Raw genomic sequence first — 12,753 nt, 5'->3', positions numbered from 1 at the left:
GCCGCACTGGATGCCATGAGCCGCTATCGTCCGCCCCGCCCTGCCGGTACCCCGCTGATCACTCCCGAAGGCGAAGCGCGCCTGCGCGCAGAACTGCATGAACTGTGGAACGTGCGTCGGCCACAGGTGACCCAGTCGGTCAGCGAGGCCGCCGCGCAAGGCGACCGCTCGGAGAACGCCGAGTACACCTACGGCAAGAAGATGCTGCGCGAGATCGACAGCCGCGTGCGCTTCCTGCGCAAGCGCCTGGAGAACTGCAAGGTGGTCAGCGAGCGCCCGGCGGATCCGAACAAGGTCTACTTCGGCGCCTGGGTCACCCTGGAAGACGAGGACGGCGAACAGGCCCGCTACCGTATCGTCGGCCCGGATGAGCTGGACCTGCGCAACAACCACATCAGCATCGACTCGCCACTGGCCCGCGCCCTGGTGGGCAAGGAGCTGGACGCCGAGGTGATGGTGCGCAGCCCGTCCGGCGAGAAGATGTGGTTCGTGGTGGAAATCGACTATCCCTGAGGCCGCGCCAAGGATCGCGGATCAAACTCCCTGTAGGAGCGGGCCGCTTGCTAGAAATGCAGGGCCGCGATCGCGCCCATGGGGCGCTCCTGCAGGGGGCTCAGGCGTTCAGAACGACGGCGGACGCCGGGTAATCAGCCCTTGCCGGGCGACACGGGTGAGTTCGTGAACGGCTGACTCCAACTGCTCGGCCACCGGCGACTGGACGACGGCGAAGTCGAAACTGTCGGACGGAAAGCGCGCGAGATCGGCAAAGGTTTCGGCGAACTGGATCAGGAAGGTGCGCGAGCCGTTCCAGCGCTTGGGCCAGCCATCGAGGTAACGGACAAGGGTGGGCTGGTGATTGCCGCCCAGGAGAATCTTCGGATTGCGCCGCACCAGGCCAGTGGTGATCGGGGCCAGGCGCACATGCGGGTTGGGACAGGTCATGGTGTCACGTCTCCGCCTCAGGGGTCCTGCTGGACGCGGCGAGAGGCACACCGAACCAGCGCTTTAGCGGTATTTCGATGTCAGCTGTCGCTTGCATCCGCGCCCCGCAAGTTGCTACTTAAATCGGCGCTGTGCGGCATCCTAGAGAAGCCCCGGCAAAGCTGTCAAGGAGACTTCAGTCGATGACCACACCCCCCATGCGGCTGTTCTTCGCCCTGCCCTGCCCGGCTGAACTGGCGGCGCGCATCTGCACCTGGCGCGACAGCCTGCACCACGACGGCCAGCCCGTATCCCAGGCCAACCTGCACCTGACCCTGGCCTTTCTCGGCTCCGTGCCGCGCGGGCGCAAGGCCGAATTGCGCGCCATCGGCGAACGCCTGCCACGCCAGGGCTTCAACCTTGAACTGGACCACATTGCGCGCTGGAACAACGGCATCCTGCACCTGGCGCCCAGCAACGCGCCGGCCGCCCTGCACGAACTGGTGCACGCCCTGCGCGAAGAGCTGCATGCCGGTGGATTCGAAGTCGAGCATCGCCCGTTCCATCCGCATATCACGCTCGCTCGCCATGCCCACCATACGCCGACGGCCCAAGCCGCCTTCCTGCTGCCAGCCCAGGCGGTGACGCTGTTCAGCTCGGAGAACAGCCCCACCGGGGTGCGCTACCGCGCCATCGGCGAGTGGCCGCTAGACAGCGTCTGAGCGCGCCGCCCAGTCCTGGGCGTAATCGAGGAAACGACGCAGGCCCGCCGTGGGGTACTTGTCGATATGCAGCGCAAGGAAGAAGGTCCGCCGCAGCGGCCCCAGCGGGTTATCCAGACGCACCAGTTCGCCGCGCGCAAGCTCCGCCTGCACGACGCGTTGCGACAGACAGCCGACGCCGAAACCGCTGCCCACCAGATGCTTGATCGCCTCGGCGTTACTCACCTCCAGAGGCGCGTTGACGCTGCCCAGGCGTGGCAATACCTGCTGCTCGAATGTCACGCGGGTACCGGAACCGGCTTCGCGCAGCACCCAGCGCGCCGCCGCCAGATCCTTCAGGCTGATGCGCTCGGCCAGCGCCAGGGGATGTTCCGGCGCCACTACCAGCAAGAGTTCATCGGCCATCCAGGGCGTGAGCTGGATCTGCGGATGCTGGATCGGCGCCTCGATGAAGGCCACGTCCAACCTGAACTCGGCCAGCGCCTCGATCACCCCGCCGCTGTTGGCGACCTGCAACTCCAGACGGCTTTCGGGCAGCTCGCCGAGAAAACCGGCCATTACCTGCGGCAGCAGGTAGCCACCAATGCTGCGGCTGGCACCGAGGCTCAGCTGTACCGGAGCCGATTCGAACAGGCTCTCCAGCTCCGCGCTCTGCGCCAGCAAAGCACTGGCCTTGGGGTAAAAGGCGCGGCCGTTGTCGTTCAGCGCCAGGCGCTTGCCGCTGCGGTCGAACAGGCGCGTACCGAGCGCGCGCTCCAGTTCCTGCAACGCCTGGCTGGCGGCGGACTGCGACAGCGCGATGCGCGCTGCCGCCTGGGTCACGTTGCCCAACTCGGCGATGGCGGTGAAGGTCGCCAGTTGGCGAAGAGTAATGCGCGGGCCCATATCGATAAAACCGGTCAACCTAATAAGAACAATCCGTTTTTACACTAAGCAACGCGGCGGCACCATGGCTTCACCTTACACAAGGAGCCTGTAATGAACGCCCTTCGCCGCCTGCCCTACTACGTCCCTGGCGCCCTGCTCTGCCTGGGCATCGCCTTCGGCTCCCGCCAGCTCATGGAAATCCCCGCGCTGCAGCACCTGGGACTCGGCAGCCTGACCCTGGCGATCCTCATCGGCCTGCTGGCCGGCAACCTCGGCCTCGCCCGCTTCGGCAGCATCCGTTCCGGCATCGACCTGTCGCGCCAGCAACTGCTGCGCCTGGGCGTGGTGCTCTACGGCCTGCGCCTGACCTTCCAGGACATCGCTGCCCTCGGCCCAGCCGCGCTGATCATCGACGTGCTGATGGTCGCCAGCACCCTGACCGTCGCCTGGTGGATCGGCGAGCGCTGGCTCAAGCTGCCGCGTGAAAGCGCCCTGCTGATCGGCGCCGGCAGCGCCATCTGCGGCGCCGCAGCGGTGATGGCGAGCAGCCCGGTGCTCAAGGCGCGCGCCGAACACACGGCCGTCGCGGTGGCTACCGTTGTCCTGTTCGGCACCCTGGCGATGCTGCTGCACCCATTGATCTACGCTGCGCTGCCCAACCTGTTCGGCAGTGAGCAGGCCTTCGGCGTGTTCACCGGCTCGACCATCCACGAAGTCGCCCAGGTGGTTGCTGCCGGCCGCGCCATGGACCCCGCCGCTGCCGACGCTGCGCTGATCAGCAAGATGCTGCGCGTCCTGCTGCTGGCCCCGGCCCTGCTGATCCTCGGCCGTGTGGGTTGCGCCGAAGCCGCCGAGCCGGGTGCGCGCCGCAAGCTGCACATCCCGGGCTTCGCCGTGTTCTTCCTGCTGGTGACTGGCCTGCGCTCGCTGGGCTGGGTCCCGGAAAGCTGGCTGGCGCCGCTGCAGCAGCTGGATGATGTGATGCTCGGCATGGCGATGGCCGCCCTGGGCCTGGCCACCCGCCTGGGCGACCTGCGCAAGGAAGGCCCGAAGCCGCTGCTACTGGGCGCCGGACTGTTCGTCTTCCTGCTGGTGGGCGGCGGCCTGATCAATGGCGGCGTGCAATATCTCTTCCACTGAATCGCGCTCCTCCGATTCAGAGACAAACAAAAAGGGCGGACACCTGAGGTGTCCGCCCTTTTTCGTTACCGCCTTCTGCTGATGCCTTGGCGATCAGCTGGACAGCTTGCGGTCCAGGGAGAACGGGCCGGCACCGCTGATCAGCAGCGCAACGCTGATCATGATCAGGGTAAAGGCGTATTCGAAGCCGTTGGCGGTGATGAAGAAGCCGTTGGCCAGGTGCACGCTGAACACGGCCACCAGCATGGCGACGATCAGTGGGATGCTCGCCAGGCGCACCAGCAGGCCAAGGACCAGGGCCAGGCCGCCGAAGAATTCGGCGCTGCCGGCCAGAGCGGCCATCAGGTAGCCGGGGGTCACGCCGAGGGATTCCAGCCAGCCCGCCATGCCTTGCAGACCCGGGCCACCGAAGGCGCCGAAGAGTTTCTGCGAGCCGTGTGCCATGAAGGTCAGGCCGGTGGTGATACGCAGTACAGCGATGCCGGCGCCAGCGTTGGTGGTCAGGATGGATTTGATCAGCGAGTTCATGGTGCGTCCTTATGGAAGCTCGAGTGGGAGCGAAGGGTTGCGTAGGAAGTGGGTGACAACCGTGGTTGCTTGGCGACCACTATATCCAGTTTTTCCGATATAAAAAGCGCAAAATCGCGCTAATAACTATCGAAAAAACCGATTACTTCTTGATTGCCGCCACGCTTTCACGTGGCTCGAGGCCATCACGTTCGCGCTGATATGCAAGATAGTACTTGTTGACGCTGCTGACGTAGTTCACCACGCCCATGCCCAGTTGCTCGGCCGCCACGCGCTCGACCTGGAAGAACCACTGGTTGGGGTTCAGGCCCTGGCGCTTGGCCTCCGCGCGCAGGCTTTGCACCCGCTCGGGACCGGCGTTGTAGGCAGCAAGAACGAAGGCCATGCGGTCACGCTCATTGATGCGCGGGCTGGAGAAGAAGCGCTTGCGCAGCATCGCCATGTAACGGCTGGCGGCCTGCACATTGCTGTCCTTCTGGTGCACGGTATCCACGCCCACGGCGCGGGCCGCCGCCGGGGTGATCTGCATCAGCCCGGTAGCGCCGCCAGCGCCGCGCGCGCTGGCATTGAGATTGGATTCCTTGAAGGCCACGGCGGCCAGCGCCAGCCAGTCGACCTTGTTCTGCTCGGCGTAGCGCTGCAGGGTCGGGCGCACGGCTTCCAGGCGCTTGCGGTCAGGCACGACCAGCGGATTGCGCACCTGGTAGGCGCGGCGATAAAGGCGCTGGAAGGCCACGTCCTGGTCCGCCGGCGCGCGGTAGTCCTTGAGGAAGCGGTTGACGCTGGCACGCAGCATCGGCGCGTCGCGGCGCACGTACCAGGCCATCGGCTCGCTGTTGTCCAGCACCAGATGACGGTCCACGCGCAGCTTGGTGAAGACCTTGCTCCAGCGCTCGGCGATGGGTTGCTCGACCACGGTGTAGTTGAAGATGCCGGCCTGGACCATCTCCAGCACGTCTTCCACGGCCAGGGAGGAATCGGTCCACTCCAGCACCAGGGGCGCCATGCGCTTCTGCGCCAGACGCTCGTTGACCTTGCGCACGGCCTCGCCAGCGGCGCTGCCGGCCGGCAGGGTGATGGTGCGCCCGGCGAGCTGCTCCAGGCGCACGAACTTGCGGTTGCCCTGCTTGGTCACCAGCACCAACGGCACGTCGGCCTTCCACGGCAGGCTGGGGCTGACGTTCTGGCCGTCGCGGGCCAGCAGGACTTCCCCGGGCGCGACCAGATCGCCTTCGCCACGCTGCAGCGCGCCGAGCAATTGATCCTTGGCCTTGGGAATGAACTTGATGGTGAGCGGCTTGCGCCCCGGGGCGCTGTCGTTGAGGTACTGCTCGAAGGCGCGCAGGCGACGGTATTCGACGCCGATGGGTTCGCCCTTGATTTCGCCGGAGCTGTTGCGGCTCTGGTTGACCAGAACCCGCAGGGTGCCGCCGGAACGAATGGTGGCCAGGTCGCGGGCGTCGCTGCTTTCCTGCTCCCAGTTTTCCGGCTGGGCCGTCAGGCGCGCGGCCGCCGGCAGTGGCGTCAGGGCCACGAGGCACAGCAGTAGCAGCAACAGTCGGGTCATCCAGCTCTCCGGGGGCTCGCACTCGGCGGTGGGCCGATTAGAGTGCGGTTTCGACCGGTAGTTCCCGGCCGCCAAGGGCGCGCAAGACTCTCACAGGAGGGGATAAACACCAACCCGAAACTTCCGATAGATCTTCGGAATATTCCTCAACCTGTTGTTTTTGAAGAATTTTCGTCAAAAAAGCGGCTTTTGCTATGCTCCGCTTCCGAACAAAGGGAACAAAAATGCAACTGATCGACATCGGCGTCAACCTCACCCACCCCAGCTTCGTCCCGGAACGTGAAGCGGTCCTCGCTCGCGCCATCGAGGCCGGCGTCGTGCAGATGGTGCTGACCGGGACCAGCCTGGACGACAGCGAACAGGCCCTGGAGCTGTGCCGGCAACTGGACGAAGAACAGCGTCTTTACTGCACTGCCGGCGTCCATCCGCACGAAGCCAGCCACTGGAACAGCGGCAGCGCCAAGGTTCTTCGCGGCCTGCTGGCCGAGGACCGGGTGAAGGCGGTCGGCGAATGCGGACTGGACTTCAACCGCGACTTTTCGCCGCGCCCGCAGCAGGAGAAGGCTTTCGAAGAACAGCTGGGCCTCGCCGTGGAGTTGCAGTTGCCGGTGTTCATCCACGAGCGCGATGCGGGCGAGCGCCTGCTGGCGATCCTCAAGGACTTCCGCGACAAGCTGCCGGCCGCCGTGGTGCATTGCTTCACCGGCGAGCGCCGCACGCTTTATTCGTACCTCGACCTCGACCTGCACATTGGCATCACCGGCTGGATCTGCGACGAGCGCCGGGGCACCCATCTGCAGGAACTGGTGCGGGAGATTCCCGAAGGCCGGCTGATGCTGGAGAGCGACGCACCTTATCTATTGCCGCGCACCCTGCGGCCGAAGCCCAGGAATGGCCGCAACCAGCCAGCTTATCTGCCGGAGGTTCTGGCCTGCATCGCCGAACATCGCGGCGAAAGCACCGAAGCAGTCGCGGCCCACACCACGGCCTGCGCGCGAGCGTTTTTCAACCTGCCGGAAATTTGAACCAACTCTCAAGATCGCGGCTCGTCGGCCGATAAGTCGGGGGCAGAAGGTGGCTTGATCGGTATCAATGGCCAACCTTCCCCCTTTTCACGACAACAATGGCGCCTTGCCATTATTTGACCGACAAGAAGAGATTTATGGCCGCCTGGATCCGCGATATTTCCCTCAAGTACAAATTCTGGGCCGTCAACGCGGTCGCCTTCGTCACCACCTTGCTGCTGGTCGTGTTCGCCATGCACCAGGAACTCGACGGGCGCAACCAGCAGGCACGCCAGGGTGCCGAAGCCCAGGCCCAGTTACTGAAGAACTGGCCGGCAGGCTCGGCACTGCCAACCTCGCCGAACCTCGTCACCTTTGCCAGCGGCAGCGCGCCGCAGATCAGCGGTGTCGACGGTTCCGCCCTCGCCCGCACCAGCGGCTGGGTTGACCTGAAGGGTGCACAGACCCGCAATGGCGCCCTGGCAGGCGCCTACGTGCAGGACATCGGCAACGGCCAGCGCGTCGCCGTGCTCGCCCCCGGCGCCGATTTCTGGAGCGTCTTCGAGGACCGCGCCCTGCCCTTCGCCGGCGCCGTGCTGGTGCTGATGCTGGCCCTGCTGGCCGCCTCGCAGTTGCTGATCCGCTTCATCCTCACCCACCTGCTGACCCTGCGCGACGTGATGCTCCACGTGGAGAAGAGCGGCGACCTGGCCGCCCGTGTGCCGCTGGAAAGCCGCGACGAAGTCGGCCAGATGGCAACCGCCTTCAACGCCATGCAGGCCGGCTACCAGCGCGTGGTCGGCACCGTCGCCCAGGCCGCCGGACGCCTCGACGAAGGCGCGCGCAGCCTCGCCAGCAGCATGGGCCAGGTGCGCCAGGGCATGCTCGGCCAGCAGAGTGAGACCGACCAGGCCGCCACCGCCATCAACGAGATGTCCACCACCGTCCACCACATCGCCCAGCACGCCGCCGACACCCGCGACCAGTCGCAGGAAGCCGACCGCCTCGCCGGCAACGGCCAGCAGGTTGTCGGCCGGGTCGGCCAGTCCATTGCCGGTTTGTCCCAGGGCGTGCAGCAGACCGCCGAGATGATCCAGCAACTGGCCCAGGACAGCCACAAGATCAGCAGCGTGGTCAGCGTCATCCACGGCATCGCCGAACAGACCAACCTGCTCGCCCTCAACGCCGCCATCGAGGCCGCCCGCGCCGGCGAGATGGGCCGTGGCTTTGCCGTGGTCGCCGATGAGGTGCGCAACCTCGCCAAGCGCGTACAGGACTCCACCGACGAGATCACCCAGATGATCAACGCGCTGCAGTCCGGCACCCGCGACGCCGTGGAGTTCATGCAGGAAAGCTCGATCAAGGCCGACGGCTGCGTCGAGGAGGCCCGTGAGGCCGGCGAAGCGCTGGCGGCCATCGCCTCCGCCGTGGCGCTGATGCGCGAGAGCAACACGCAGATCGCCGTGGCCGCCGAGCAACAGAGCCAGGTGGCCGAGGAAATGACCCGTTCGGTCGTGGGCATCCGCGACGTCACCGAACATACCGTGCAGCAGACCGTCGATTCGGCCGGCACCAGCCACCAGCTGGCGGACCTCGCCGGCGAGCTCAGCCGTGCCATCCGCCAGCTGCGCCTGTAATCCCTATCGCCCACATAGCCTGCGCCCATTGGCGCGGGCTCCGGGGCAACACCTAGACTGCTGACATTCCGCCCACCTGCACTCAGGCGGGCTTTTCAGTCTCGGGAGCAGCACCATGGGCAAACGTCACCCCAACCTCCTCGCCTGGCAATGGCAGGGCTACGCCGCCAACCACCGTAACCCGACCAACCTCGCGCTGCACATCATCGCCGTGCCGCTGTTCATCCTCGGCGCCCTGACGCTGCTCAGCGGGCTGTTCAGCCTGAGCCTGTCGGCGATCCTGCTGGGCGTGATCGGCATGGTCGCCTCGCTGGCCATCCAGGGCCGAGGTCACAAGCTCGAGGAGCAGGCGCCCGAGCCCTTCAGCGACCGCAAGGACGCCGTCGGTCGGCTGCTGGTCGAGCAATTCGTCACCTTCCCGCGCTTCGTCCTGAGCGGCAAATGGTGGCGCGCCTGGCGCAATCGCAACAGCTGAGCCGGCCATCACGGCAGGGCGCGGCATTTCGGCCATTCAAGTCCCTGGCAGGTTCGCCGATATAATCGTCGAGATTTCGTCACGAGCTGTTGAGATGTCGGCTTTTCGTCATTTTATTGGCATTCTGCTCTGCCTGTTTATTGTCATGCCCGCGCACTCAGCCCCCGATCCGGCGGCCGAGCGCACCGTGCTGACCATCGCAGTGAAGGACCAGCCGCAGCTCCTGCGCCATTACAGCCTGCGCGACCTCGAAGCGCTGCCGCAGACCGAGCGGCGCTCCATGCTCCCTGATGAATCCCACGTCTATGGCTGGCAGGGCGTGCGCCTGAGCACCCTGCTCGCCGGTTTCGACCGTACCGATTCCCAGCGCCTGCGGGTCGAGGCGCTGAACGACTATTCCGCGCTGATTCCGCTAAGCGACCTCGACGCCTTCGACCCCATCCTCGCCTACCGCCGCGATGGCCAGGCCATCGGCATCGCCGAGCGCGGCCCGCTGTTCGTCATCTACCCGATGCTCGATCACCCGGAGTTGCGGACCCAGGTCTACTTCAACCGCACCGTCTGGCAGGTAAGCCGCATTACCCTGGAGTGATCGCCGTGCCCCCGCAGCCTCCCAGGCGGCGCTATCGCCGCCTGACCGTCATCATTCTCAGCGGCCTGATCGCCGCGCTGACCGCCGGCGCCGGTGCGGCGCTGCTGATGGTGCACCAGCACGTCCGCCAGCTGGCCCATCCCGACGCCCACAGCGAGCTGTGGCAGGCCTACCAGTTGCGCGCCGAGCTGGAACGCTCGCTGAACACTGCCCGCCAGGTGCTCGCTGGCAAGAGCGACAGCGATGCCCTGGCAACCCGCATCGAGGTGCTCGCCAGCCTCCTGCCGCCCCTGCGCACCACGCCTGTCTACCGCTACCTGGTGGAGCCGCGTCCGGAAGTGCAGGCGACGCTGGAGACGATCCAGCAGCTGAGCGACGCCTGGCTCCAGCGTGCCCCCTGGGGCCAGCCGGCGGCGGCGAAGGTGCTGGCCGGCGAGATGCTGCGCGAACTGCCCCCGCTGCTCGAACCCACCCATGAACTGGTGGTGGTCACCAACATCGCCCTGACCAACTACATGGACGCCGAACGCCTTGATCTGCAGCGCGCCTTCAACCTGCTGGCCTGGGTGCTCTTCGGCCTCGGCCTGTGCAGCGTGCTGCTGGCTCTGCGAGTGATCGCCAACTCGCGGCGCAAGCTGCAGCTCACGCAGCGCCTGCACGACCTCAACCAGTCGCTCGAGCAACGCGTCGAACAGCGCACCCAGGAGCTGAGCGAACGCAAGGCACTGCTGCGCTACATCCTCGACACCAGCCCCAGCGACGTGGCGCTGCTCAGTGACGAAGACTCCCGTGCCCATTACGTCAGCCCGCGCCTGTTGCAGCGCACCGGCATCCGTCCGCACGAGCCCTTCACCCTGCACCGCCTGTTCGATGACCCGGACGAGGAAGCCCGCTTCCGTCAGTCGCTGGCCGACAATGGCCAGTTGGACAGCTGGGAAACCCGGCTGGCGGGCAACCCCGCTTACTGGGCGATCGTCTGGGCGCGCAGGATGGAAGTAGAGGGCCGCCCCGCCTCGCTGGTGTGGAGCTTCGACATCAACCAGCGCAAGGCCATGGAACAGGAGCTGCGCCTGCTGGCCACCACCGACCCGCTGACCGGCCTGCAGAACCGCCACGCCTTCGTCAAACGCGGCGTCGCCCTGCTCAAGAGCGCGCAGCGCTATGACCGCCAGTGCGCGGCGCTGATGCTGGACATCGACTTCTTCAAGCCGATCAACGACAGCCACGGCCACGCCTTCGGTGATGCGGTGCTGCAGGCCGTAGCCAAGGAGCTGACGCAAGGGTTGCGCGAAGTCGACCTGCTCGGCCGCCTGGGTGGCGAGGAGTTCGCCGCGATCCTCCCGGAAACCGACCTGCAGCAGGCGCTGCAAGTCGCCGAACGGGTACGCAACAGCGTGCAGGCGCTGTCCTTCACCAGCGCGGACGGCAACCGCGTGCGCCTGACCCTGAGCATCGGCGTGGCCGAGCGACGCGAAGGTGAACTGCGCCTGGAAGACCTGCTGGCCCGCGCCGACCGCGCCCTGTACCGAGCCAAGGCCGGCGGGCGCAATCGTACGGAGACCGCGGCCGGTCTCTAGCTGGAAGGCTTCTAGCCGAAGATGGTCACCGTCTGCCGGCCGATTGCCAGGAGCTGGCCGTCCGCCGACCAGGTCTGCGCGGCGATGTGGCCGTAGCCATCGCGGGCATGTTCGATGGTTGCCAGGTACTGGCACCAGCCATTGGCCGGCATCGACGGCAGCGGCTGGACGAACTCCACCGTCCAGGTCAGCGAACTGGAGGGCGCCGGCGATTTCAGGTGCGGCAGGTTGGCCGGCGGCCAGGCGTCGATCAGCGCCAGCAGGTGGCTGGTCTCCATCGGTTCGTCGCCCACGTCATCACCACGGAAACGCATCCAGCCCCCCATCTCGCGCTCGCGACTGGCCGAGAACGGCATGTGTCCGACGGCCCAGCGCATGGCGATATTCTGGGTGAAGGCCGGCATGATCTTGCGGATGTAGGGCAGCTCCTGGCAGTCCTCGATAGCCTTGAACGCCGGCGGCGGCAGGCCCTCCATCTGCACGCTGGATTCGCGCGCCACGCCGAAGCTGCCCTGGGCCAGCAGGACCACCTGGCCGTTCTGCACGGCGCGGCAGAACACCTGACTGACCGACTTGCCCTCGCGCAGGACTTCGGCCTCGAAGCTCACCGGCACTTCCACCTCGATGGGGCCGACGAAGGTGATCGCCAGCGAGCGCACCGGCCGCCCCGCCTCGGCCACCGACGCCATGGCCTCGTAGGCCAGCGCCGCCACCAGGCCGCCAAAACTCGCGCGGCCCTGGGCCCAGGCGGCGGGAATGACGATGGACAGCGGCGCAGTACGCACCGCCCGGAGCATTTCGCTGAAGGACATGATCGGACTTCCCTGAGGCTTCTGGAGAATGGCAACTGGCTGCGATCTTAGGACCAGCGGCAGCCCCGGCAAACCATCCAAAGCCTTGTCACTTGCAGGAAATGCCCGGTCATCAATGGCCTCTATGCAGAGCCTTTTCCAGGGCCTCCAGGCTCTCGTCGGCGAGGCGCTCGGCGAGGTCGTGGCGGGCATTCCAGTGCGGTTGCAGCTGCATCAGGTCCAGCTCGCGCTCGCTGCGGATCAGCCACTGCTCATAGTCATGCCAGTCGCCCAGGGCCGATTGCGCGTCCTTCAACGGCGCCAGCAGGCGTTGCGGCACGGCGGACTCCTCGGGATAGGCCTCCAGCGAATAGCGCACCCGCTTGATCAGCAGGCGCAGGCGATGACGGTCGTGGGCCGGGTCCTTCAGGGCGTCACGCAGCTTCTGCCACTCCCGGGCCAGGCGCTTTTCCACCTTGCGGTGCAGGCCCTTGAGCACACCGTGGCGCTCGGACGTGCGCCACAGCTGCGGCCAGCCGTCCAGGCGCATCATCAGGCGCTCCCACTGCGGGCTGGCAAGCAGCGTGGCGTAGCCGGAGATCAACGCCGGCCGGCGCAGCGCGGCGGCACGTTCGTAGCCTTCGGCCTCCAGCACCGGCAGCAGCACTTCGAGGTCGCGCAGCGGGCCGCTGAGCCGGCCCATGTCGCCCAGCGCCTGTTCCAGTTCGTCGATACCGGGCATGCCGCGCACCGGGTGCAGCAGGCTGCGCAACCGGCGCACGGCGATGCGCAGGTCATGCAGCGCTTCCGGGTCGGACGCGGCCTTCAGGCGGGAAGACGCGGAGAACAGCGCAACCTCCTGCTCGATCAGATGGCTTACCAGGTAATCGCAGAAGGAGGTCACGGCAGGCTCCACTCAGAGAATGAAATAT

The 12,753-nt window shown here is 66.4% G+C and carries 14 protein-coding genes; 8 read left to right on the top strand and 6 right to left on the bottom strand.

Annotated elements, in window-relative coordinates:
- Positions 1-15 precede the first annotated feature (15 nt).
- Positions 16-513: a transcription elongation factor GreB gene (gene greB / locus IB273_RS14150; protein ID WP_081518650.1), complete on the top strand. Its 498-nt coding sequence runs from the start codon at positions 16-18 to the stop codon at positions 511-513.
- A gap of 108 nt (positions 514-621) precedes the next feature.
- On the opposite strand, the gene IB273_RS14145 is transcribed toward greB, so the two are convergent.
- On the bottom strand, positions 622-942 hold the full coding sequence (locus IB273_RS14145; protein WP_081518651.1) for a hypothetical protein: 321 nt from the start codon (positions 940-942) through the stop codon (positions 622-624).
- 182 nt (positions 943-1,124) lie between these two features.
- Between IB273_RS14145 and thpR the strand changes: the two genes are divergently transcribed.
- The gene (gene thpR, locus IB273_RS14140) at positions 1,125-1,643 is read left to right on the top strand and encodes an RNA 2',3'-cyclic phosphodiesterase (protein WP_168190517.1); all 519 of its coding nucleotides are present in this window, start codon (positions 1,125-1,127) and stop codon (positions 1,641-1,643) included.
- Here thpR and IB273_RS14135 read toward each other — a convergent pair.
- Positions 1,629-2,528 carry a LysR family transcriptional regulator gene (locus IB273_RS14135; RefSeq protein ID WP_192224316.1) on the bottom strand — a complete coding sequence of 300 codons (900 nt, stop codon included), beginning with the start codon at positions 2,526-2,528 and terminating at the stop codon, positions 1,629-1,631. The genes thpR and IB273_RS14135 overlap by 15 nt on opposite strands.
- A 93-nt stretch (positions 2,529-2,621) precedes the next feature.
- On the opposite strand from IB273_RS14135, the gene IB273_RS14130 reads away from it, so the two are divergent.
- Entirely contained in the window at positions 2,622-3,650 is a 1,029-nt protein-coding gene (locus IB273_RS14130; RefSeq protein ID WP_192224315.1) for a YeiH family protein, read from the top strand.
- A 93-nt stretch (positions 3,651-3,743) separates the two neighbouring features.
- On the opposite strand, the gene IB273_RS14125 is transcribed toward IB273_RS14130, so the two are convergent.
- Entirely contained in the window at positions 3,744-4,178 is a 435-nt protein-coding gene (locus IB273_RS14125) for a DoxX family protein (RefSeq protein ID WP_017517576.1), read from the bottom strand.
- A 142-nt stretch (positions 4,179-4,320) separates the two neighbouring features.
- On the bottom strand, positions 4,321-5,745 hold the full coding sequence (locus IB273_RS14120; RefSeq protein WP_081518655.1) for a transglycosylase SLT domain-containing protein: 1,425 nt from the start codon (positions 5,743-5,745) through the stop codon (positions 4,321-4,323).
- Between the two features lie 224 nt (positions 5,746-5,969).
- Between IB273_RS14120 and IB273_RS14115 the strand changes: the two genes are divergently transcribed.
- The 5 genes from IB273_RS14115 to IB273_RS14095 all read left to right on the top strand — a co-directional run bounded on the left by IB273_RS14115 (position 5,970) and on the right by IB273_RS14095 (position 11,030).
- Positions 5,970-6,770 carry a TatD family hydrolase gene (locus IB273_RS14115; RefSeq protein WP_192224314.1) on the top strand — a complete coding sequence of 267 codons (801 nt, stop codon included), beginning with the start codon at positions 5,970-5,972 and terminating at the stop codon, positions 6,768-6,770.
- Between the two features lie 137 nt (positions 6,771-6,907).
- Positions 6,908-8,386, top strand: coding sequence for a methyl-accepting chemotaxis protein (locus IB273_RS14110; protein WP_081518657.1), 1,479 nt, complete (start codon positions 6,908-6,910; stop codon positions 8,384-8,386).
- A 115-nt stretch (positions 8,387-8,501) separates the two neighbouring features.
- Positions 8,502-8,861: an Mpo1-like protein gene (locus IB273_RS14105; RefSeq protein ID WP_138214842.1), complete on the top strand. Its 360-nt coding sequence runs from the start codon at positions 8,502-8,504 to the stop codon at positions 8,859-8,861.
- 145 nt (positions 8,862-9,006) lie between these two features.
- Complete coding sequence (locus IB273_RS14100; RefSeq protein ID WP_081518719.1) at positions 9,007-9,453, top strand: oxidoreductase; 447 nt, start codon at positions 9,007-9,009, stop codon at positions 9,451-9,453.
- Positions 9,453-11,030 carry a diguanylate cyclase gene (locus tag IB273_RS14095; protein ID WP_412548081.1) on the top strand — a complete coding sequence of 526 codons (1,578 nt, stop codon included), beginning with the start codon at positions 9,453-9,455 and terminating at the stop codon, positions 11,028-11,030. Before IB273_RS14100 ends, IB273_RS14095 begins: the two co-directional genes overlap by 1 nt.
- An 11-nt stretch (positions 11,031-11,041) precedes the next feature.
- On the opposite strand, the gene IB273_RS14090 is transcribed toward IB273_RS14095, so the two are convergent.
- Positions 11,042-11,842 (bottom strand): acyl-CoA thioesterase, encoded by an 801-nt coding sequence (locus IB273_RS14090; RefSeq protein ID WP_192224312.1) that lies wholly within the window; start codon positions 11,840-11,842, stop codon positions 11,042-11,044.
- Positions 11,843-11,954: 112 nt separating this feature from the next.
- On the bottom strand, positions 11,955-12,725 hold the full coding sequence (locus IB273_RS14085) for a CHAD domain-containing protein (protein ID WP_192224311.1): 771 nt from the start codon (positions 12,723-12,725) through the stop codon (positions 11,955-11,957).
- Positions 12,726-12,753: the final 28 nt, after the last annotated feature.

Origin of the sequence: Pseudomonas sp. PDM19 (assembly GCF_014852215.1) — a bacterium.
In the GTDB taxonomy this organism is placed as follows: Bacteria; Pseudomonadota; Gammaproteobacteria; order Pseudomonadales; family Pseudomonadaceae; genus Pseudomonas.
This window is presented reverse-complemented; position numbering and strand designations above follow the sequence as displayed.